Below are 23,064 nucleotides of genomic sequence, written 5' to 3'. Positions count from 1 at the left end.
GGCCTCCTCGGCGGACGCCTGCTCTCGTGGGTGGCTACTGTGGGAGTCTCCGCCGGCGCGCCGGCCGGCGGGCGGGCAGCGCCTCGCGGATCGTCGCCCGGAACCCGGTGAAAGGTGTGGACATGACGAGCGTGCACGGTGGCCCCCTGGACATCCCCACTCCGGACGGCATCGCCGATGCCTATCTGGCCCACCCCGACGACGGCGAGCCGCACCCTGGTGTCCTGCTGTACATGGACGCCTTCGGACTGCGGCCCGCGCTGGAGGAGATGGCCAGGCGCTTGGCCGGGCACGGCTACACGGTGCTGGTACCCAATGTCTTCTACCGCGCCGGACGCGCCCCGGTGGTGGAGCTGCCCGACTTCATCGATCCCTCCCAGCGGCCGGAGATCTTCGAGCAGCTCTTCCCGGTGATGCAGACCCTCACCCCGGACCTGGCGATGCGGGACGCCGGAGCCTACCTCGACTGGCTGGCCGCCTCCCCCCAGGTCACCGACGGCCCCATGGGCACCGCCGGTTACTGCATGGGCGGGGTCCTCGCCGTCCGCACCGCCGCGGCCCGTCCCGACCGTATCGGCGCCGCGGCAGCCTTCCACGCCGGCCGGCTGGTCACCGACGCCGAGGACAGTCCGCACCGGCTCGCCGACCGCATCACGGCGGAGCTGTACTTCGGCCACGCCGACCACGACCGCTCGATGCCGGCCGACCAGATCAAGAGCCTGGAGCAGACCCTGGACACCGCGGGTGTGCGCTACCGCAGCGAGCTGTACGAAGGCGCCGACCACGGCTACACCCAGGCCGACACCGCCGCGTACAACGCCGAGGCGGACGCACGCCACTGGAGCAGCATGCTGGAACTCTTCGGGCGCCGTCTCTGACACCACGAGCGAGCCGGCCGCCGGGCAACTGCCGGCCGGCCGACGCTCCGGCCTCCGTCTTGTCCGGTCCGTGTGCAGACCCTTCGCACCGGAGGGTGGCGCTCAGCCCACCGGGACGGCGGCCGGACTTGCGCCGGTGCCGGGGTTCTGGCTGATGCCGGTGGGCAGGACCAGCATCTTCGTCACCGTGCCGTCGTCCGCGACGACGTCGCGGACATGGGTGAATCCCAGCTTTTTGCCCAGCGCCAGGCTGGCGGCATTTTCGGCGCCCACCATTCCGTAGACCTCGCTGAGCTGCAGGGTGTCAGCGGCGTAGTGCAGCAGACCGCGTACCAACTCATTGCCCACGCCCCTTCCCCGGCTCTCCTTGACCAGTGCGGCGATCATCTCGTAGCCGTCGACGTTGCCTGTTTTCTTGATCTCCGCGTGGCCCACGTAGGCACCCTCGGTCCACACGGCCCATACATCGAACATGTTCTTGGCGTAGATCTCGTTGAGAATCGCTTGGAATACGGCCCGGATCTCTTCTTCGGGTACGCGGTCTTGGCCCATCCAGCGGCAGACCTCTTCGTCACCGAGCAGCCTGACGAAGACCTCCTCGTCCTCGGGCCGGTAGGGCGCAAGAATCAGTCGGTCGGTACGCAGGATCGGGGTCATTCCAAGGTCCCTTCTCATGGGAAAGCACAAGTGAGGTGGGTGAGGCGAAAGGCAATGCCGGGGCGGAACGGAGGGGCCGGCTTCCGGGGAATGCACCGGTCGTGAGGCGGGCTCGGCACAGGCCGTGTCCGGGCATGTGTGAAAGTGCGTGATCTCGTGCGAACTCCGCGCCGTGGAGCGGCAATTACTCCGTCACTTTGCCGACCGCCGCGGCCCGATGGCGGAATGGAGCGGTACCTGGCGCTCCGGCCGGGCACAACAGGTCCAGGTCACGGACCGGCCACTGAGAAAATCGCCCGCGATCCGCAGTTCCCTCACCCCGTAAAAGTCTTGAACTCCGCCCTCAGGCATCCGGCCTGTGCGGCGCATGTCACTGGTATAGCGTAATAACGCCCTATCGTCACTACCTGGCGCCAAATCCGATATGCCAGGTAATTAAGGCGTACCCTGCCATTTGCCGTGGACAACGGGAGGTATGCCGCAGGGCTTCGACCCGGGGAAAGGGGAAGCGGCCGCCGGGAAATCGTTTTCGTCGGCGGTGAGCAGCGAGGATCCTTCGGCGGCCGGACGATGCGGAAGGTCGCGGGGCGGCCCGGCAACTCGGAAGGCGGCGCGGCGGGCGGCGCGGCAGGCGGCGCAGTTCCCGGCGGCGGCCGGCGGGCACGGCGGCTCAACGCCCGGGAAAGGTGCGGCCGCAAGAGGACAGCGGTGAACGGGCCGTGCGGGCCGCGCCGGCCGGTGGCCGTGTCGCGGCCCGCACGGTGGTGGTGCGGGAGGGAGCAGGGCGCGGCGGTCGGCCGCGGCCCTGCGGGCCAATCGGTCAGGAGGCGGCGCGGTCCATGCGTTCGCGCAGGCTACGGGGGCGCATGTCGGTCCAGACCTCGTCGACGTAGGCGGAGCACTCGTCCTGGGTGCCCTCCTTGCCCACGGCGTGCCAGCCTTCGGGGACCTCCAGGTCGGCCAGCCACAGCGAGTACTGGTCCTCGTCGTTGCGCAGCACCTGGTAGCGGGCGTTCTCGTCCATGTCACGCTCTCCCATCATTGGTTGGGGGTTGTGTTCGGTTGGGTTGGACTGGGTTGGGATGGGTTGGGATGGTTGATCGGGCAGGTCTCGTGGAGCGGTCTCGTCCAGTGGCTTTTGCGGGCGGCAATCGGGGCCGCGGCGGGCAGTTGCGGCGGGCGGTCGAGTGGTGTGCGGTCACGTGGGGTCGTCAGCGGGCCCGGTCGGGCAGTTGATCTCGTTCAGGGTGCCGTCAACGGCCGGTGTACGGGAGGCCTTTCGGTAATCCGCATGCCGCGGTGCGGCGGGTGACGTCGGCAGCCCGGCCGGCCGGCCCCTCATGCGCTGTCCCGGGCGTGCTGGGCGATCCGGCGAAGGGCCTCGGCGAAGTCCTCGGCCACCACTCGTACGGTGGTCTCCTCGTGCACGTCGGGGCGGTAGTGCCAGGTGAAGGCGAGCCGGCCGTCCTGCACCGCGCCGACGGCCTCCAGCAGGTGGGAGCCGCCGTCGCGGGGGTCGTGGTCCTGGCCGAAGGAACCGTGCTCGGCGCGGACGAGTGCCCCACAGGAGCCGCCGGGCCGCGCGTCCCACTGGCCCAGGTAGTTGAACACGATCTGCCCGCGGCCGGTGCGGTCCAGCCGCTCTCGCACTTCGGCGGGGCCGTGGGTGCGCAGGGCACCGAAGCCGAGACCGTTGCCGGGGACGGCGCGCAGTTGGCGGCGGACCGATTTGACCAGGGCCCGCCAGTCCCGGGACGGGCCGAGGTCGGCGGGATCGGACACCTGGAGGCCGACCGGGTAGACGGTGGTGAACCAGCCGACCGTACGGGAGAGGTCGACCCCGTCCAGGACGTCCTCACGGCCGTGCCCCTCCAGGTCGATGCAGACCCGGTCGTGACCGGTCCAGCGGGCCAGCGCCAGGGCCAGGGCGGCCAGCAGGACGTCGTTGATGCGGGTGCGGTAGGCGGTGGGGGCCGCGCGCAGCAGCGCCGTGGTGTCCGGCTCGTCGAGCGTCACGGTCACCGTGCGCGACGCGCCGGCCGGTGTGTCGGCGTCGTGGTCCACCGGTAGCGGGGCGGGGGCCGCGGCCTCCTCCCAGTACGGGAGTTCGTGGTCCAGCCCGCCCTCGGCGACATGTGCGGCCAGGCCTCGTGCCCAGTCCCTGAAGGCGGTGGTGCGCTCGTCGAGCGCGATGGCCTGCCCCGCGGTGGCCTGGTGGTACGCGGTCTCCAGGTCGTCCAGCAGGATGCGCCAGGACACCGCGTCGACGACCAGGTGGTGGGCCACCAGGAGCAGGAAGGCGGGGCGGTCCGGGTCACCGGTGAACAGCGCCGCCCGGAGCAGCGGGCCCCGGCCGATGTCGAAGCCGGTGTGCAGGTCGTCGGCCGCCTTCTCCATGGCGGTGTCGGCCTCGCCGGCCGGCAGACCGGTCAGGTCGTGCCGGGCGAGGAGGCCGTGCGGCTCCGAGGGCGGCGGGTTGTGCTGGTGCCAGCGGCCGCCGTCCTCGGTGAACCGCATACGCAGCGCGTCGTGGTGCTCCAGCAGGGCGGTCAGCGCCGCGTGGAGGGCGGCCGGGTCGGGGGTGCCGTCGAGTTCGAGCAGCGCGGACTGGTTGAAGTGGTGGTGGTTGGCGCGGGGAGTGGCGAGGAACCACTGCTGGATGGGGGTGAGCGGCAGGTCGCCGGTCACCGGACCGCTGTCGGTCCGGTCCGCTCCGGTGGTGACGACGGTGGCCAGGGCGGCGACCGTCTGGTGGGTGAACAGGTCCTTGGTCGCCAGGTGCAGTCCGGCCCGGCGCAGCCGCGACACCACCTGCATGCTCAGGATCGAGTCGCCGCCGAGGTCGAAGAAGTTGTCCTCGGCGCCGACGGTGTCGAGGCCGAGCACATCGGCCCAGATCTGTGCGATCCGGCGTTCGGTGTCGTTGCGCAGCGCGATGTGCGGGCCGGTGGCGCCGGCGGACGGGTCGGGATCGGGCAGGGCGCGCCGGTCGGTCTTGCCGTTCGGGGTGAGCGGCAGCCGGGCCAGGGGGACGAACACCGACGGGACCATGTGCGGGGGCAGGAGGCGGGCCAGGTGCTCGCGCAGCTCCGTGACGGGCAGCGGCGCCGGGGTGCCGGCGGACGGGACGTGGGACAGGACGTCGGAGGGGACACCGGACGGGACCTCTGACGGGACACCGGACGGGACGACGTAGGCGACCAAGCGTGCGGGGGCGGTGGGGTGTTGGCCGGCCGCGGCCCGTACGGCGACCACCGCGTCCCGTACGTGGGGGCTGCGGCGCAGTGCGCTCTCGATCTCGCCGGGCTCGATGCGGAAGCCGCGCACCTTGACCTGGTCGTCGGCGCGTCCGGCATAGCGCAGGTCGCCGTCGGCGCCCCAGCGCGCCAGGTCGCCGGTGCGGTACATCCGTTCGCCCGGGGCGCCGAACGGGTCGGCGACGAATCGCGCGGCGGTCAGGCCCGGGCGTGCCAGGTAACCGCGGGCGAGTCCGGGCCCGGCGACGTACAGCTCACCGGTCACCCCGACCGGTACGGGCCGCAGGGCGGCGTCCAGGACGTACGCCCGGCTGGTGCCGAGGGGACGGCCGATGGACGGGGCGCCCGCATCCGGGGCCAGCGGGCCGGTCCAGGTGGACACCACCGTCGCCTCGGTCGGGCCATAGGAGTTGATCATGCGGCGGCCGGGGGCCCAGCGCGCCACCAGGTCGGCGGGGCAGGCCTCGGCGCCGACGATCAGGGTGCGCAGGCCGGGCAGGGTGCCGGCGGCCTCGGGCGGCACGGTGACCAGGGCTGCCGGCGGGATCAGGGCGTGGGTGATCCGCCGCTCGGTGAGCACCTGGGCCAGCCGGTCGCCGACCAGCGGTCCCTCCTCCCCCGCGACCAGCGTGGCGCCGGCCGGCAGTGCGAGGCACAGCTCCAGGACGGAGGCGTCGAAGCTGGGTGAGGCGAACTGGAGGACGCGGTCACCCTGGCGCACGTCGTACCGCTCGGCGGCGGCCGAGGCGAAGCCGGCGAGTCCGGTGTGTGTGACCACCACGGCCTTGGGGGTGCCGGTCGAGCCGGAGGTGTAGATGACGTAGGCGGGGTGTGCCTCGGTCAGCGGTGTGCGGCGGTCCGCGTCGGTGGGCACGGTGTCGGGGCCGTCGTTCCGCCAGACGGCGGCCGGGTCGTCGAGGACCACGGCAGCCGCCGCGTCGCGCACCATGAACTCGCGCCGCCCGGCCGGGTACACCGGGTCCACGGGCAGGAAGGCGCCGCCGGCCTTGGCCACGGCCAGCTGGGCCACCACGGTCTCCGCCGAGCGGGGCAGCGCCAGCGCCACCACGTCCTCGGGGCCGACCCCGCGGCCGATCAGATGGTGTGCCAGCCGGTTCGCCGCGCGCTCCAGCTCGGCGTACGTCAGCTCACGTGCGCCGTCGGCCAGCGCCACCGCGTCGGGTGTGCGGGCCGCCTGCCGCTGGAACAGCTCGGGCAGGGTGGCCGGGGGCACCGGGCGGGCGGTGCCGTGCCCGTGGGCCAGCAGGCGGCGCAGTGCGTCGTCCGGGGCCAGGGGCAGGGCGCCGAGGGGGCGGTGCGGGTTCTCGGCGATGCCGGTCAGCAGCGTGGTGAGCTGGTCGGCCATCCGCTCGGCGGTGGCGGCGTCGAACAGGTCGGTGTTGTAGGTGAGCAGCCCGTGCAGGGCGCCGGAGTCGGTTTCCGCGAACTCCAGGGTGATGTCGAAGCCGGCGTGGTGGGTGTCCGGCTCGATGTCGCTCACCTGGAGGCCCGGCAGGTCCAGTGCCGCGCCGGGCGCGTTCTGGAGCACCACCATGGCCTGGAAGAGCGGGGTACGGCTGGTGTCCCGGACGGGCTGGACCTCGTCCACCACCTGCTCGAACGGCACGTCCTGGTGCGCGAAGGCGTCGAGTACCGTCTCCCGCACCTGCGCCAGGAAGGCGGGGAAGGCCTCGTCGGGATCGACGGTCGAGCGCAGCACCAGCGTGTTGACGAAGAAGCCGATCAGGCGCTGGGTCTCGGCGCGGTCGCGGCCCGAGGTGACAGTTCCGACGGCGATGTCGTGCTGTCCGGACAGCCGCGCGAAGAGGGTCTGTGCGGCGGCGATCAGCGTGGTGAACAGGGTGGTCTGCCGGGCCCGGCCGAACTCCGCCAGTTTGCGGGCCGTTTCGGGCGGGAGGACGAGCGGGGCCGTCGCGCCGTTCCTGGTCTGCACGGCCGGGCGGGGCCGGTCGGTGGGCAGGTCCAGGGGTTCGACGCCGGTGAGGCGTTCCTGCCAGAAGCGCAGTTGCTCCTCGGCGGCCGTGCCGTGCGCGGTGCGCTGCCAGTGCGCGACATCGGCGTACTGCACGGGCAGCGGGGGCAGTTCGGCCGTGGTGGCGCCGAGTGCGGCCCGGTAGAGGTGCGCCAGGTCGCCGGTGAGGACCGCGGTGGACCAGCCGTCGGTGATGATGTGGTGCAGGGTCAGCGTCAGGACGTGGTCGTCGTCCGCGAGCCGGATCAGCTGGGCCCGTAGCAGGGGGCCCTGGCGCAGGTCGAAGGGGTGGGTGCGGTCCTCGGCCAGCAGCCTCTCGAGCTCCGCCGTGCGGTCGCCCGCGGGCAGCGCCGACAGGTCGTGCAGCGGCAGCGGCACGTCCTGGGGCGGATGGATGACCTGGATGCCCTGGCCGTCCTCGGAGTCGAAGGTGGTGCGCAGCGACTCGTGCCTGGCCGCCAGCGCGGTCAGGGCGTCCCCGAGCGCGGCGGTGTCGAGCCGGCCGCTCAGGCGCAGTGCCAGCGGGGTGATGTACTCGGTGCTGCCGGGCGCGAACGCGTCGAGGAACCACAGGCGTTGCTGGGCGAAGGACAGCGGCGGCGCGGTGTCCCGGGGCGCCGGAAGGATGGCACCGTGGCCCGCGGGGGCGCTCTCCCCTTGTGCCAGCAGCGCGGCGAGCGCGGCCGGGGTCGGGTGGGTGAACACCGCACGCGGGGTCACTTCGGCCTGGAAGGCCTCCGCCAGCCGGGAGGCCAGCCGGATGCTCAGGATCGAGTCGCCGCCGAGCGCGAAGAAGTCGTCCTCGACACCGACGTCCGCCACGCCGAGCACGTCGGCCCAGACCTCGGCCGTGCGGCGTTCGGCCTCGGTGCGCGGGGCGACCGGCTCCGGGCGGTCCGGGCCGGCGGCGGGTGCGGGCAGGGCCGCGCGGTCCACCTTGCCATTGGCGCTGAGTGGCAGGGCCGCCAGCGGCACGAATGCCGTGGGAACCAGGTAGTCGGGCAGCGTCTGCCGGGCGTGGGCGCGCAGCGCCTCGGTGTCGAGGCCGTCGAGGCCGTCGTGGCCCACCACGTAGGCGACCAGCCGCTTGGTTCCGGGCCGTTCCTCGCGGGCCACCACCGCCACGTCGGCGACACCGGGGTGGGCCGCCAGGGCGCCCTCCACCTCGCCGGGTTCGACGCGGAAGCCCCGGATCTTGACCTGGTCGTCGGCGCGGCCGAGGAATTCCACCGTGCCGTCGAGCCGTCGGCGGGCCAGGTCCCCGGTGCGGTACATCCGGCCGCCGGGCGGGCCGAAGGGGTCCGCGACGAACCGGTCCGCGGTCGCTCCGGGGCGGCCGAGGTAGCCGCGGGCCACGCCCTCGCCCGCCAGGAAGAGTTCACCCGCGGTGCCCGGTGGCACGGGCCGCATCCGTGCGTCGAGGACATGGACGCGCATGTCGTCCAGCGGGTGACCGATGGGGACGGTACCGGGGACCGCCGCGGCACCGGTCATGGCGAAGGAGGTCGCGAAGGTCGTGGTCTCGGTCGGCCCGTAGCCGTCCACCACGGTCAGTCCTGCGCAGGCGGCCAGCACCCGGCGCGCGGCGGCGGCCGGGACCACGTCGCCGCCGGTCCACACCTGGCGCAGCCCGTCGAAGCAGTCGGGCGCGTCCTGGGCCAGCAGCCGGAAGAGCCCGGCCGTCAGCCACAGGGCCGTCACCTCTCCCCCGGCGGCCAGCCGCCGCAGCAGGGCCGCGTCCACGGCGCCCGGCGGGGCCACCACGACGCGTCCGCCGTTCAGCAGCGGCGCCCAGACCTCGAAGGTGGCGGCGTCGAAGGCCACCGGCGAGTGCAGCAGCACCCGTGCGCAGCCGGGGCCGGTGAAGCGGCTGTCGGTGGCGAGCGCCGCCACGTCGCGGTGGCGCACGCCCACGGGCTTGGGGGTGCCGGTCGATCCGGAGGTGAACATCACGTAGGCCAGCCGGTCCGGGTCGGCGGGCGGCGCAGCGGGCGCGGCCGGTCCGGCGGTGCGTGCGGCGGCCACGTCCTCGGCGGTCAGCCCTAACGTCGCTCCCGCCTGGTCGAGCAGCATCCGCCGGCGCTCCTCGGGGGCGCGGCCGTCGACCGGCACATAGGCGCCGCCCGCCTTGAGCACCGCCAGCTGGGCCACCACCAGGGCGGCCGAGCGGTCCATGAGCAGCGCCACCCGGCCCTCGGGGGCCAGGCCGTCCGCCAGGAGCCGGGCGGCCACCCGGTCCGACCAGTCGCCGAGTTGACGGTACGTCACCACTGCGCCGTCCACTTCCGCGAGCGCGACCTCGTCCGGGGTGCGACGCGCCTGCTCGGCGAACAGGTCCACCGGCGAGTTGCCCGCGGCGGGACGTGCGGTGGCGTTCCACCGGTGCAGCAGCGTGCGGTCGGCGGCAGTGAGCAGGCCGAGGTCGTCCAGGCGTCGGTCCGTGCCGTCGGCGAGCGCGGTCAGCAGGGTCTCCAGCTGGGCCGCGGCCCGCTCCACCGTCGTACGGTCGAACAGCGCCCCGTCATAGGCGAGGTCGAAGCCGAGGCGGTCGGCGAGGTAGGCGCGCAGGCACAGCGGGAAGTTGGTGGCGTCCTCGGCGCGTACCTCTTGGATACGGATGCCCGCTCCGGCGGCGGCCGCCTCGTCGAAGGGGTAGTTCTCGAAGACCATCATGCTGTCGAACAGCGCCTCGCCCGGCGGGAGTTCACTGAGCGCCTGGATGCGGGCGAGTGAGACGAAGTCGAAGCGCCGCGATTCGCTCTGCCGGTCCTGGAGGTCGCGCAGCCAGGGCAGGACGCCCTGGTCGCCGACGGTCCGGGCGCGGGTCGGCACGGTGTTGATGAACATGCCGACCATGGACTCCACGCCCGGCAGTTCGGCCGGGCGGCCCGAGACCGTGGTGCCGAACACCACGTCCTGGCGGCCGCTGTAGCGCGCCAGCAGCAGTGCCCAGGCGCCCTGCACCACCGTGTTGACGGTCAGGCCGTTCCGCCCGGCCGTCTCGCGCAGCCGGTCGGAGATCTCGGCGGTGAGCTCCAGGTGCACCAGCGCGTCCGACCGGGCGCGGTGCGCCTCGACGGGCGGCCGGTCGTAGGGCAGCGGGGTGCGGGCGGTGAACCCGGTGAGGGTGCCGGTCCAGTGCCGCTCGGCCTCCTCCTCGTCCTGCTGTGCCAGCCACTGCAGGAAGTCGCGGAACGGGCGGCGGGCCGGCGGGCGGACGGCGCGTCCCCCGACCGCCGCCGCGTACTGCGCACACACGTCGGCGAAGAGCGCTCCGGTGCTCCAGCCGTCGAGCATCAGGTGGTGCGAGGACCACACCAGCAGGATCTCGTCGCCGGGCAGTGCGGCCACCGCGATGCGGCTCAGCGGTGCGGTGGTCACGTCCATCCCGGCCGCCCGGTCCTCGGCGAGCAGCCGGTCGAGCGCACGGTCGCGCTCGGCGGGGGTCAGGGCCCGCCAGTCGTGGTGGGTGAGGGGCAGGACGGCGCGGTGGTGCACGATCTGCACCGGCCCGGGCAGGCCCTGCCAGCGGACGCTGCTGCGCAGCGCCGGGGTGTGGTCGGCGACTTGCTGCCAGGCCGCGGCGAACGCCTGCGGGTCGGCGACCCCGGCGATCCGGACGGCCATCTGGTCGAAGTAGGCGCCCGCGGAGTCGACCAGGCCGTGGAAGAGCATGCCGGACTGCAGCGGGGTGAGCGGATGGATGTCCGCCACGTCCCGTCCGTCGCCCGCGATCAGGTCCACCTGGTGCTGGTCGAGCCGGGCGAGCGGGAAGTCGGAGGGGGTGCGGCCGCCGGTGTCCGGCCGGGCGCAGTGCGCGACGATCTCGGTCAGGGCCGCGACGGTGTCCTCGGCGAGGCGGCGCACGGTGGACTCGTCGTACACCGCGGGCGGGTAGGTCCAGCCGAGTTCGAGCCGGCCGTCCTGGACCACGCCGGTCACGTCGAGCAGGTAGGTGCGGGTCTCGTCGGGGTCGGTGTCCTGTCCCGCCGGCGGCAGGGCGGCGCGGTACAGCCCGTCGTTATCGGGGCGGCCGGCTGAAGCGATGTCCCACTGGCCGTGGTAGTTGAAGCCGATGCGCGGCCGCGGTGCGTCGGGCAGCGGGCTCTGCGGCAGGAGGTGGCGCAGCGCGCCGTAGCTCAGGCCCCGCAGCGGCACGGCGCGCAACTGCTCCTTGACGGAGCGGACGGTGTCGCGCCAGTCGGCGTCCGGGGCGACGGACAGGGCGAGCGGGAATTCGGCGGTGAACCAGCCGACGGTACGGGAGAGGTCCAGTTCGTCGAAAAGGTCCTCGCGTCCGTGGCCCTCCACGCCGATCAGCACCGCGTCCTGGCCGCTCCAGCGGGTCAGGGTGCGGCCGAGGGCGCTGAGCAGGACGTCGTTGACCTGGGTGCGGTAGACGTCGGGGACCTGGCGCAGCAGGGCGTCGGTCTCGGCCCGGCCCAGGCTGACGGTGAGGGTGGCGGCGGTGCCGTGGGTGTTGGTGCCAGGGCGGTCGGCGGGGAGGCCGGCCGGGGCCCGGCAGACCCGGGTCCAGTAGGCCAGGTCGCCGTCGAGGGCGCCGGAGCGGGCGTGCCGCTCCAGGCGGGCCGCCCAGTGCCCGTAGCCGCTGCTCGCCGAGGCGAGGGCGGGCTGCCGTCCGGCGGCGGCGTCGCGGTAGGCGGCCTCCAGGTCGCCGAGCAGGATGCGCCAGGAGACCCCGTCGACCGCCACATGGTGGACGGTGAGGACGAGTTGGGCGGGGCGGCCGGGTCCGCAGTCGAAGTACAGGGCCCGTACGACGCGGCCCTCGGTGATGTCGAGGGAGGACTGGGCGGCGGCGGTCGTGCGCTGGACGGCCTCCTCTTGTCCGGGAGCGTCGAGACCGGACAGGTCGTGGCGCGAGAAGACGTCGCCGGGGGCGGTCGGCAGCACCTCCTGCCGCCAGGTGCCGTCGGTGTGGCGGAAGCGGGTGCGCAGCGCCTCGTGGTGGGCCACCAGGGCGTTGGCCGCGCGCCGCAGCGCCGTCTCGTCGCTTTGCGGTGCCAGCTCCAGCCGGTTGGTCATGGTGAAGCGCAGCGCGTCCCCGGGCCGCCGGCCGTCGAGGTACCAGTGCTGGATGGGGGTGAGCGGCGCGGGGCCGGCCGGCGCCCCATTGGCGCCGTCGGGCCGCGGGTGCACGGAGGCGGTGCGCAGGGCGAGTTCGGCGACCGTCTGGTGGCGGAAGACGTCCTTGGAGGTGAGTTCGAGTCCGGCCCGCCGGGCCCGGGAGACGATCTGGATGCTGAGGATCGAGTCGCCGCCCAGGGCGAAGAAGTTGTCCTCGACGCCGACCCGGGGGACGCCCAGCACCTCCGCCCAGATGCCGGCGAGGCAGGTCTCGGTGCCGGTGCGCGGGGCCGTGTACGGGGTGGCGGTGCCGGGCTGGGCGGGGGGCTCGGGCAGGGCGCGCCGGTCGGTCTTGCCGCTGCTGGTACGGGGGATCCGGTCCAGGGGGACGAACACCGCGGGGACCATGTAGTCCGGCAGGGTGCGGCGCAGTCTGACCCGCAGCTCCTCGGCCGCGGGCGTCTGTGCCCCGGCGGGCACCACATAGGCCACCAGACGGGCCCGGCCCGCGTGTTCGGCGGCCACCACCACGGCGTCGGCCACCGCGGGGTCACCGAGCAGGGCGGCCTCGATCTCGCCGGGTTCGATCCGGAAGCCGCGGATCTTGACCTGGTCGTCGGTGCGCCCCAGGTACTCCAGCAGCCCCCGCCGGTCCCAGCGCGCGCGGTCGCCGGTGCGGTACATCCGGGTGCCGGGCGGGCCGAACGGGTCGGCGAGGAAGCGCCCGGCGGTGAGCCCGGGACGTCCCAGGTAGCCGCGGGTGACCTGGGCGCCGGCGAGGTACAGCTCGCCGGGCACCCCGACCGGGGCCGGCCGCAGGGCGTCGTCGAGCACATAGGCGCGCAGGTTACGGCCCGGGCGGCCGATCAGGGGACGCTCGGCGCGGTCTGCGTGACCGGCCTCATCGGCGCGGCCGGCGAAGGGGCCGTACACGGCGTCGACGGTGCACTCGGTGGGGCCGTAGACGTTGTACGCGGTGACTCCCGCGGTCTCCCGCAGCTCGCGCCACAGCGGGGTGCCGATGGCTTCGCCGCCGACCATGACGATCCGGGGGTGGTGGTGGCCGCCGGTGAGCAGCCCGGCGGCCAGCAGCTCGTGCAGGAAGGACGGTGTCACATTGACGCAGTCCAGGCGGCTTTCGGCGACCTGGCGGACGAAGGCGGCCGGGTCCAGGCGTACGTCCTCGTCGACGAGGTGGACCTCCTGGCCCAGTGCCAGCAGCAGCGGGCCTTCCCACGAGGTGTCGAAGGAGAAGGCGGCGCTCAGCGCGAAGCGCAGCGGCCGTCCGTCGGTGGTGTGCGGGGTGACGAGCCCGGCCAGGTGGTCGTGGCAGAGGTTGACCAGCTGGCGGTGTTCGACGGCGACGCCCTTGGGCCGCCCGGTGGAGCCGGAGGTGTAGTTGAGGTAGGCGGTGTGGGCGCCGCACAGGGGCGCTGTCCGGTCGGCGTCGGTGGGGTTGTGGCCGGGCCGGCGGTCCAGGGGGGCGTCGCGCAGCGTGCCGGCGGTCAGCACGGTCTGCGGTGCGGCGTCCGAGAGCAGGAACGCGCGGCGTTCGGCGGGCAGTTCGGGGTCCAGGGACAGCTGGGTGCCGCCCGCCTTGAGGACGGCGAGGAGGGCCACCAGCATGTCCGAGGTGCGCGGCAGTTGCACGGCGACCACCCGCTCCGGGCCGACGCCGAGCGAGATGAGGTGGTGGGCCAGCCGGTTGGCGCGGTCGTTCAGGGCGGTGAAGTCCAGGGTGGCGTCCCGTGCCACCAGGGCCGTGGCGTGCGGGGTGCGGGCCGCCTGTGCCTCGAAGAGGTCCACGAACGTCCGGTCCGGGACGGGCAGGCTCTCGCCCTGCCACTCCGCCAGCACCTGGTGCCGCTCGGCGCCGGACAGCAGCGGCAGGTCGCCCACCGCCCGGCCGGGGTCGTCCGCGACCGCTTCCAGCAGCAGGCGCAGCCGGGCGGTGGCCCGCTCGACGGTGTCCGCGTCGAACAGGTCGGTGTTGTACTCGACGTAGCCGGTGAGGCCGCCGTCGCGCTCCACGAAGTCGAAGCCGAGGTCGAAGGCGGCGTGCCTGCCGGGCGGCTGGACGGTCTCGACGTCGAGGCCCGGCAGGCGCGGTGCCTCGCCGCCCAGGTTGTGCAGGGCCACCATGACCTGGAAGAGGGGGGTGCGGCTGGTGTCCCGTTCCGGCTGGAGCACATCGACAAGCCGCTCGAAGGGCACGTCCTGGTGGGCGAACGCGTCCAGGACGGTGGCGCGCACCTCGGACAGCAGCGCGGTGAAAGGCAGGTCGTCGCGCACCCGGCTGCGCAGCACCAGGGTGTTGACGAACATCCCGACCAGGTGCTCCAGTTCGGGGCGTTCGCGCCCGGAGGCCACCGTGCCGACCGCGATGTCGTCCTGGCCTGCCCAGCGGGCGAGCAGCACCTTGCAGGCCGCGAGCAGGGTCATGTAGAGGGTGGCGTCGGCGCGGCGGCCGGTCGCCCGCAGCCGGTCGGTCAGCGCGGCGGGCAGGGAGAACTCCAGCAGGGCGCCGTTCTCGGTGCGGACGGCGGGACGCGGCCGGTCGGTGGGCAGCTCCAGTGGCGCCACGTCGGACAACTTATCTTGCCAGTAGGCGAGTTGGGCATCATCGGCGTCGGCGGCGCGGGCCCGTTGCCAGGCCGCGTAGTCGGCGTACTGGAGCGGCAGTGCGGGCAGGTCCGGGCGGCGGTCCTGGAGGGCCGCCGCGTACAGCTCGCCCAGGTCCCGGCCGAGCACGGCGGTGGACCAGCCGTCGGTGACGATGTGGTGCATGGCCAGGGTCAGGACGTGTTCGCCGGCGGTGAGCCGGATCAGCCGGGTCCGCAGCAGCGGCCCGTTGCCCAGGTCGAACGGGACGGCTCCCTCGCGTGCCAGCAGCGCGTCGAGTGCGCCGTCACGGTCGTGGGCCGGGGTGGCCGACAGGTCGTCCAGCGGCAGGTCGACCGAGCGGGGGGCGTGGACGTGCTGGCGGGCGTGGCCGTCGTGTTCGGCGAAGGTGGTGCGCAGCGGTTCGTGCCGGTCCACCAGGGCGTCCAGGGCGGTGCGCAGGGCCGCTGCGTCGAGGGGGCCGCGCAGGCGCAGCACGAAGAAGGTGACGTAGGCGGTGCTGTCCGGCTCGAAGGTGTCCAGGAACCACAGGCGTTGCTGGGGGAACGACAGGGGCAGCGCGGCGGTGCGGTCGGCCGCGGGGATCGGGTCGTCCGTTGCCCGGCCGGGCGCGGCCGGATCGGGCAGGGCGGCGGCCAGGGCGGCGACGGTGGGGTGGGTGAACAGCAGCCGGGGCGAGACCTCGGCGCCGAGGGCGGCGCGGAGCCGGGAGGTGACGCGGATGGCGAGGATCGAGTCGCCGCCCAGGGCGAAGAAGCTGTCCTCCACGCCCATGTCCCCGGTGTCCAGGACTTCCGCCCACACCCGGGCGACCAGGCGCTCCGCCTCGGTGCGCGGTGCGGTGCGGTCCTCGCCGGCGGCGAAGCCGTCCGGGCCGGGGGCGGGCAGCGCCCGGTGGTCGAGCTTGCCGTTGACGGTCAGCGGCAGTGCGTCCAGGGGAACATAGGCGGCGGGCACCATGTGCGCGGGCAGGGTCCCGGCCAGGTGGGCGCGCAGCGCGGCGGCGGACGGCGGGGCGTCCTGGCCGGCGCCCACGACGTGGGCCACCAGCCGCCGGACCCCGGGGGTGTCCTCGCGCACCGCGACCACGGCCTCGGCGACGTCCGGGTGGGCGGTCAGGGCGGCCTCGATCTCGCCGGGTTCGATCCGGAAGCCGCGGATCTTGACCTGCTGGTCGGCCCGGCCCAGGTACTCCAGGGTGCCCTCGGGCCGCCAGCGGGCCCGGTCGCCGGTCCGGTACATCCGGGTGCCGGGCGGCCCGAACGGGTCCGCCACGAACCGCGCCGCGGTCAGGCCCGGCCGGTTCAGATAGCCGCGGGCCAGGCCCTCGCCGGCCACGTACATCTCGCCGGCGGCGCCGGGCGGCACCGGGGCGAGGCGGCCGTCGAGCACCCGGACCCGCAGGTCGGGGAGGCCGCGGCCGATGGTGCTGCCGGTGGCCGCGGTCACCGTGGCGCGGTCCAGGGGCGCGTAGGAGACGTGCACGGTGGTTTCGGTGATCCCGTACATGTTGACCAGGACGGGCGCGGTCTCCGGGTGCCGTTCGTACCAGTCGGCGAGCCGTCCCAGGTCCAGCGCCTCCCCGCCGAAGACCACCCGCCGCAGGGCCAGCCGCGCCCCGAGTTCGGGGTGTTCGGCGTCGGCGCGCATCAGGGGGTAGAACGCCGAGGGCGTCTGGTTGAGCACCGTGACCCGCTCGTCCGCCAGCAGGCGCAGGAACTCCTCGGGGGAACGGGTCACCTCGTGCGGGACGACGACGAGCCGGCCGCCGTGCAGCAGCGCGCCCCAGATCTCCCAGACGGAGAAGTCGAAGGCGTAGGAGTGGAACAGCGTCCATACGTCGTGCTCGTCGAAGGCGAACCATTCCTGGGTGCGGGAGAACAGCCGCACCACGTTGGCGTGCGGGACGACCACGCCCTTGGGCAGGCCGGTGGAGCCCGAGGTGTAGATGACGTAGGCGGGGTGCTCCGGCAGCGGGCGGCGGGCGGATACCGGGCCGGTGGCGGGGCGCCGTTCGAGGTCGGCGCGGACCTCGGGGGCGTCCAGGAGCAGCCGGGGGCAGGTGGCGTCCCCGAGCCGTCCGGCGACGGCGGCGGTGGTCACCAGCAGGGCCGGGGCGGCGTCGGTGAGCAGGTGGGCGATGCGGCCCGGGGGCAGCTCCGGGTCGACGGGCAGGTAGGCGGCGCCGGTCTTGAGCACCGCGACGATCGCCACGATCATCTCCGGGGAGCGGGGCAGCGCGAGGGCCACGAAGCGCTCGGGGCCCGCTCCCGTCCCGGCCAGCCGGTGGGCCAGTTGGCCTGCCCTCGCGTCGAGTTCGGCGTAGGACAGCGTGCTGCCCGCGCAGGTCACGGCGGGGGCGTCGGGTGTGCGGGCCGCCCGGTCCTCGAACAGGTCGATCAGGGTCTGCCCGGGCCGCCCCTGCTCCGTGCCGTTCCAGTCCACCAGCATCCGCCGGCGTTCCTCGGCGGTGGTCCACGCCAGCTCGCGCAGCGGCCGGTCCGGACCGGCGGCGATCTCGGTGAGCAGCAGGCAGAGCCGGTCGGCGAGCGCGCGGACGGTGGCGGAGTCGAAGAGGTCCGGGTCGTGGGCGAGGTCGAAGCCGAGGCGGTCGCTGTGGTGGGCGCGCAGGACCAGCGGGAAGTTGGTCGCGTCCCGCGAGGCGACGTCGAGGATGCGGACGCCGGCGCCGGACGTCCGGGCGTCGTCGAACGGGTAGTTCTCGAAGGCGACCATGCTGTCGAACAGCGCGGTGCCCGCCGGGACGTCGCTGAGCGAGGTCAGCTGGGCCAGCGAGACGGCCTCGAAGCGCCGGGATTCGGACTGGGCGTCCTGGAGGTCCCGCAGCCAGTCGGCCGTGGTGCGGCCTTCGTCGACCCGCACGCGGGTGGGCAGAGTGTTGATGAACATCCCCACCATGGACTCGACGCCGTGGAGCGCATCCGGGCGGCCGGAGACGGTGGTGCCGAACACCACGTCCTGCTCTCCGCTGTAGCGCGCCAGCAGCAGCGCCCAGGCGCCCTGGACGACCGTGTTGAGGGTCAGTCCGCTGCGCCGGGCGGTGTGCAGCAGCTCGCGGGAGAGCTCGACGGGCAGGCTCGCCGTGTGCACCGCGGCGGAGCGGGCCCGGTGCGCCTCACGGGCCGGGCGGTCGCAGGGCAGTGGTGTCGGGGTGGCGAAGCCCGTGAGGACGGTGCGCCAGTGCTCCTCGGCCGCGCGGCCGTCCCGGCCGGACAGCCAGCGCACATAGTCGCCGAACGGGCGGCGCACGGGTGGCGTCGGCGCGCGGTCCGCGACGAGGGCGGCGTACTCCTCGCACACCTCGGTCAGGACCTGCGCCAGGCTCCAGCCGTCCAGGATCAGGTGGTGCGAGGTCCACAGCAGCCGCAGCCTTCCGCCGGGCAGCTGGATCAGGGTGAGCCGCATCAGGGGCGGTGTGCCGAGGTCCAGGCCCAGGGCCAGGTCCTCGGCCTGGATCCGGGCGAGTTCGGCCGTCTGCCGGTCATCGGCCTGCTCGCGCCAGTCGACGTGGACGGTGGGCACGGTCACCCGCCGGTGCACGATCTGGAGGGGGACGGGCACGTCCTCCCAGACGACCGAGGTGCGCAGCACCGGCGTCCGGTCGGCGACCCGCTGCCACGCCCGGGCGAAGGCGCGCGGGTCCGCGACGCCGTCCAGCAGCAGGCTCGCCTGGTCGAGGTAGACGTCGTCGGCCCCGCCCATCAGGCGGTGGAAGAGCATGCCTTCCTGGAGCGGGGTGAGCGGGAGGATGTCCTCGACCGCGCGCCCGTCCCCGGCCAGGCGGTCCACCCCGGCCTGGTCCAGCCGGGTGAGGGGGAAGTCGGAGGGGGTGCGGCCACCCTCTTCCGGCCGTGCGCAGTGGGCAGCGATCGCGGCCAGCGCCCGGGCCGTGCCGTCCGCCAGCTCCCGTACCGTGCTCTCGTCGTGCACCTGGTCGCTGTAGTGCCAGGTCAGCTCCAGCACGCCGTCGGCCACGACGGCCGAGACGTCCAGCAGGTGGTCGAGCGCTTCGTCGGCGGCCAGGTCGCGGCCGGGGACTTCGCCGGCGGGCGCGAAGTCCTGGCCGGGCGCGCTCTCCCACTGGCCGTGGTAGTTGAAGCAGACCTGTGGCAGGGGCAGTTCGCGCAGGGCGCGGGCGGCCGGGTCCGGTGAGCCCAGACGGGCCAGCGCCTCGTAGCCGAGGCCGCGGCGGGGGACGGCCCGCAGCTGTTCCTTCACGGCCTTGAGGGTCGCGCCCCAGTCCGGCTCCCGCGACGGGCCGTCCAGGGTGAGGGTGACCGGGTACTGGGTGGTGAACCAGCCGACGGTGCGGGAGAGGTCGGCGGCACCGGGGCCGGGCGGGTCCTGGTCGCCGTGGGTGTCGATGTCCTCCCGGCCGTGCCCCTCCAGGGCCACCGTCACCCGGTCCGTGCCCGCCCAGTCGGCGAGCACCCGGCCCAGCGCGCTCAGCAGCACGTCGTTGACCTGGGTGCGGTAGACGCCGGGCACCCGGCGCAGCAGCGCCTCGGTGGTGTCGCGGTCGAGGCGTGCGCGGACGGTGCGGACCGAGCCGGCGTGTGCGGTGCCGGGGCGGTCCACCGGCAGCGGGGTACGCGCCACCGCGGCCTCGGCCGTCCAGTACGCCAGGTCGCCGTCGAGTCCGCCGCCTTGTACGTGCCGGGCCAACTGCCCCGCCCAGGTGGTGAACGGCGTGGTGGCGGGCTCCAGTTGCACCGCCTCACCGGAGACCGTCCGCCGGTAGGCGCTCTCCAGGTCGGCGAGCAGGATGCGCCAGGAGACGCTGTCGACGGCGAGGTGATGGGCCGTCAGGAAGAGTTGCGGGCGGCTGCCCTGCTCCGCGCGGAGCAGGACGGCGCGCAGCAGGGTGCCGGTGGCGGGGTCGAGGTCCGCGCGGGCGGCGTCGGCCGCTGCGGTGCGCGCGGCCTCGCGGGCGGCGCCGGTGGCCCGGGACAGGTCGTGGGTGGTCAGGAGCCCGGGCGCCACGACGTCGACGGGGTGCTGGCGCCAGGTGTCGCCGGCCCGGACGAACCGGGTGCGCAACGCCGGGTGGTGGGCGGCCACGAGGTACAGGGCCCGCTCCAAGGCGTCCGGGTCGAGGGCGTGCGGCAGGTCGAGCAGCATCGACATGGTGAAGTGCCGCAGCGGTCCGTGGGTGGCGAAGAACCACTCCTGAATGGGGGTGAGCGGGGCCGGTCCGGCGTCGTGCGGCTGCCGCGCCGCGGGTACCGGGGCGGTGCGCAGGACCACGGCGGCGGCCAGCTCGGCGACCGTCTGGTGCACGAAGACGTCCCGGGAGGTCAGGCTCAGTCCGGCGGCGCGGGCCCGGGAGACGGCCTGGATGCTGAGGATGGAGTCGCCGCCGAGCTCGAAGAAGTTGTCGGTGACCCCCACCTGTGCGAGGCCGAGCACGGCGGACCAGATCCCGGCGAGCTCCCGCTCGGCCGGGGTGCGCGGTGCCACGAACTCCCGCTCGCGCGGGGCCGCGTCGAGGTCGGGGGCGGGCAGCGCGCGGCGGTCCAGCTTGCCGCTGGTGGTGAGCGGCAGGGCGTCCAGGACGACGAAGGCGGCGGGCATCATGTGGGCCGGCAGGGTGCGCCCCAGGGCCGTCCGCAGCTCGGAGACGGCCAGCGGCCCGCTCCCGGCGGCAGGCACCAGGTAGGCGGCGAGGCGGGCGTGGCCGCGCTCGTCGTCGGCGGCGACGACGGCCGCCCCGGCGACGGCGGCGGGCAGGGCCAGCAGTGCCGCCTCGATCTCGCCGGGCTCGATGCGGTGACCGCGGATCTTGACCTGGTCGTCGGCGCGGCCCAGGTAGTCGAGCTGCCCTTCGGCGGTCCAGCGGGCCAGGTCGCCGGTGCGGTACAGACGGCTGCCCGGCGGCCCGAACGGGTCCGCCACGAACCGCGCGGCGGTCAGGCCGGGCCGGTTCAGATAGCCACGGGCGAGCTGGTCACCCGCGAGATAGAGCTCGCCACCGACGCCGGGCGGCACCGGCTGGAGACGGTCATCGAGGACATGGGCGCGCACATTGGCCAGCGGCCGGCCCACCACAGGCCGGGCGGTGCCGTCGATCCGGCAGGCCAGCGCGTCGACGGTGCACTCGGTGGGGCCGTAGAAGTTGTAGGCGGCGACATCGTCCAGCCCGGCGAGCTCCCGCCACAGCGCGGGGCCGACGGCCTCGCCGCCCAGCATCAGCAGCCGGGGGCGGTGGCGGGGGTCGGTGAGCAGCCCCGCGGGCAGGAGCTGGCGCAGGTAGGAGGGGGTCAGGTCGAGGAAGTCGATGCGGTGCTCGACGACGTACTCGACCAGGGCGGCCGGATCGAGCCGGGTGGTCTCGTCGACCAGGTGCAGCCGGTGGCCGTCGGCCATCAGCAGCACGCCCTCCAGAGAGGTGTCGAAGGAGAACGAGGCGGTCAGCGCGGTCCGCAGGGGGCCGCCTCCCGCCTCGGCGACGAAGCCGTTGCGGTGGCCGGCCAGCAGGTTCATCAGCGCACGGTGTTCCACGGACACGCCCTTGGGGCGGCCGGTGGACCCGGAGGTGTAGATGACGTAGGCGGTGTGGGCGGGGTGCAGCGGCGCGCGGCGGTCGGCGTCGGTGGGGTTGGCGTCGGTGGGGTCGGCGCCGGTGGGGTCGGCGCCGGTGGAATCGCCCCTATCGGACGGTGCCGGCAGGTCGCCCAGCGCCGTCTCGTCGAGCACCAGCATCGGCCGGGCGTCCGCCAAGAGGAACTGCAGCCGCTCTGCGGGCAGTTCGGGGTCGACCGGCAGGTATCCGGCACCGGTCTTGAGGACGGCGAGGATCGCCACGATCATGTCGGCCGTGCGCGGCAGCCGCAGCGCGACGAGCCGTTCGGGGCCGGCTCCCCGGTCGATGAGGTGGTGGGCGAGCCGGTTGGCGCGGGCGTTGAGGGTGGCGTAGTCCAGCGTGGTGTCCCCGGCCACCAGTGCCGTCGCGTGCGGGGTGCGGGCCGTCTGCGCCTCGAAGGCGGCGGGGTAGGTGGTGGGGGCGACGGGCAGCGCGGTGTCGTTCCACTCGGTGGTCAGCCGGCGCCGTTCACGCTCCGACAGCAGGGGCAGTTCGCCCAGCGGACGGTCCGGTTCGGCCGCGACCTTGCCGAGCAGCAGGACCAGCTGCTCGGCCATCCGTTCGGCGGTGGCGGCGTCGAAGAGGTCGGTGCGGTACTCCAGCAGCCCGGTCAGCCCATCCCCGTCGGGGACGAACTCGACGCTCAGGTCGAAGGTGGCCGCGCGGCGGGGCACGGTGACGGCCTCGGCCGTGATGTCCCGCAGGCCGGGAGCCGCGGGCGGGGCGGGGTGGAGCAGGACCATGACGTCGAAGAGCGGGTTGCGGCCCGCTTCCCGTACCGCTCCCGCGGCCTCCACCAGCCGCTCGAAGGGGGTGTCGCCGTGGGCGAAGGCGTCGAGGACGGCGGTGGCGGAGGCGTCCAGCAGCTCGCGGTAGGAGCGCGCGGTGTCGACGGGGGCGCGCAGCACGACCGTATTGACGAAGAGGCCGACCGCGCGCTCGAGTTCGGTGCGTCCGCGCCCGGGGGTGAGCGAGCCGACGGCGATGTCGTCCTGGCCCGACCAGCGGGCGAACAGCGCCTGGCAGGCCGCGACCAGGGCCGCGAACAGGGTGGTGTGCTGCTGCGCCGCCACCTCCCGCAGCCGGGCCGTCGCGGCCGCCGGGACGCGGAAGGCGTGGACCGCGCCGTCGCCCGCCTCCTCGCCGCTGCGGGGACGGTCGAGCGGCAGCTCCAGCGGCACGGTGCCGTCGAGCTGTTTGGTCCAGTAGGAGAGCTGTTCCTCCAGCAGGGCGCCGGACAGCCGTTCGCGCTGCCATACGGCGAAGTCCGGGTACTGCGTCGCGACGGGGGCGAGCGCGGGCGTCTCCCCGTGGGCCAGGGCGTCGTACAGCGTGCACAGCTCGTCCAGCAGCACGCCCATGGACCAGCCGTCGGTGACGATGTGGTGCGCGGTGAGCAGCAGGACGTGCGCGTCGTCGGCCAGGCGGATCAGCAGGGCCCGCAGCAGCGGCCCGGTGCGCAGGTCGAACGGGCGGGAGTACTCGGCCAGCAGCACCTCGTCCAGCGCCTCGGGGCCCGGTGCGGTCCGGTCCCCCGGGCCGGCGGGGGCGCTCCCCTCCCCCAGGTCGCGCAGCGGCAGCGGCACGGGGGCGGCCGGGTGCACGGTCTGCACGGGACGGCCGTCGATGTCGTCGAACGTGGTCCGCAGGGACTCGTGGCGCTCCAGTACGGCGTCCAGCGCCCGGGACAGCGCGGCCCGGTCCAGCGGGCCGGCCAGCCGCAGGGCGACCGCGCTGTTGTAGCGGGCATCGCCGGGCCGGAGCTGGTCCAGGAACCACAACTGCTGCTGGCCGAAGGCGAGCGGCAGGGGCTGCGACCGGTCCGCGCGCGGGATCTGCTGCCGGGCCTTGGCGGCGGCCGGCGGGGCCTGGCCCGCCAGGCGGCGGCGCAGCGCCTCCTGCAACTCCGGGGGCAGGGCCGCGGCACGGTCCTTCTTCGAATGCGAAGACGTCATGTCGTCGTTC

At 74.3% G+C, this 23,064-nt stretch carries 4 protein-coding genes; 1 reads left to right on the top strand and 3 read right to left on the bottom strand.

Annotated features, from left to right (window positions below; translation table 11 throughout):
- Positions 1–122: 122 nt before the first annotated feature.
- A complete protein-coding gene (locus ACGFR7_RS20545; RefSeq protein ID WP_393320970.1) occupies positions 123–878 on the top strand; it encodes a dienelactone hydrolase family protein in 756 nt (251 codons plus the stop codon).
- A 102-nt stretch (positions 879–980) separates the two neighbouring features.
- Here the strand turns inward: ACGFR7_RS20545 and ACGFR7_RS20540 are convergent, their stop codons facing one another.
- The 3 genes from ACGFR7_RS20540 to ACGFR7_RS20530 form a co-directional block, all read right to left on the bottom strand.
- Positions 981–1,535 carry a GNAT family N-acetyltransferase gene (locus ACGFR7_RS20540; protein ID WP_393320967.1) on the bottom strand — a complete coding sequence of 185 codons (555 nt, stop codon included), beginning with the start codon at positions 1,533–1,535 and terminating at the stop codon, positions 981–983.
- Positions 1,536–2,355: 820 nt separating this feature from the next.
- Positions 2,356–2,559 carry an MbtH family NRPS accessory protein gene (locus ACGFR7_RS20535; protein WP_336051915.1) on the bottom strand — a complete coding sequence of 68 codons (204 nt, stop codon included), beginning with the start codon at positions 2,557–2,559 and terminating at the stop codon, positions 2,356–2,358.
- A 314-nt stretch (positions 2,560–2,873) separates the two neighbouring features.
- On the bottom strand, positions 2,874–23,054 hold the full coding sequence (locus ACGFR7_RS20530; RefSeq protein WP_393320963.1) for a non-ribosomal peptide synthase/polyketide synthase: 20,181 nt from the start codon (positions 23,052–23,054) through the stop codon (positions 2,874–2,876).
- Positions 23,055–23,064 lie beyond the last annotated feature (10 nt).

It is taken from the genome of Streptomyces sp. NPDC048516, assembly GCF_043199875.1.
Classification (GTDB): domain Bacteria; phylum Actinomycetota; class Actinomycetes; order Streptomycetales; family Streptomycetaceae; genus Streptomyces.
The sequence above is the reverse complement of the archived record's forward strand: the minus strand, read 5'-3'. Positions and strand labels throughout refer to the sequence as shown.

What these genes read in the sequence shown, in the direction of transcription:
- ACGFR7_RS20545 (WP_393320970.1), top strand. Translation starts at nt 123, where the DNA reads ATGACGAGCGTGCACGGTGGCCCCCTGGACATCCCCACTCCGGACGGC.
- ACGFR7_RS20540 (WP_393320967.1), bottom strand. Translation starts at nt 1,535, where the DNA reads ATGACCCCGATCCTGCGTACCGACCGACTGATTCTTGCGCCCTACCGG.
- ACGFR7_RS20535 (WP_336051915.1), bottom strand. Translation starts at nt 2,559, where the DNA reads ATGGACGAGAACGCCCGCTACCAGGTGCTGCGCAACGACGAGGACCAG.
- ACGFR7_RS20530 (WP_393320963.1), bottom strand. Translation starts at nt 23,054, where the DNA reads ATGACGTCTTCGCATTCGAAGAAGGACCGTGCCGCGGCCCTGCCCCCG.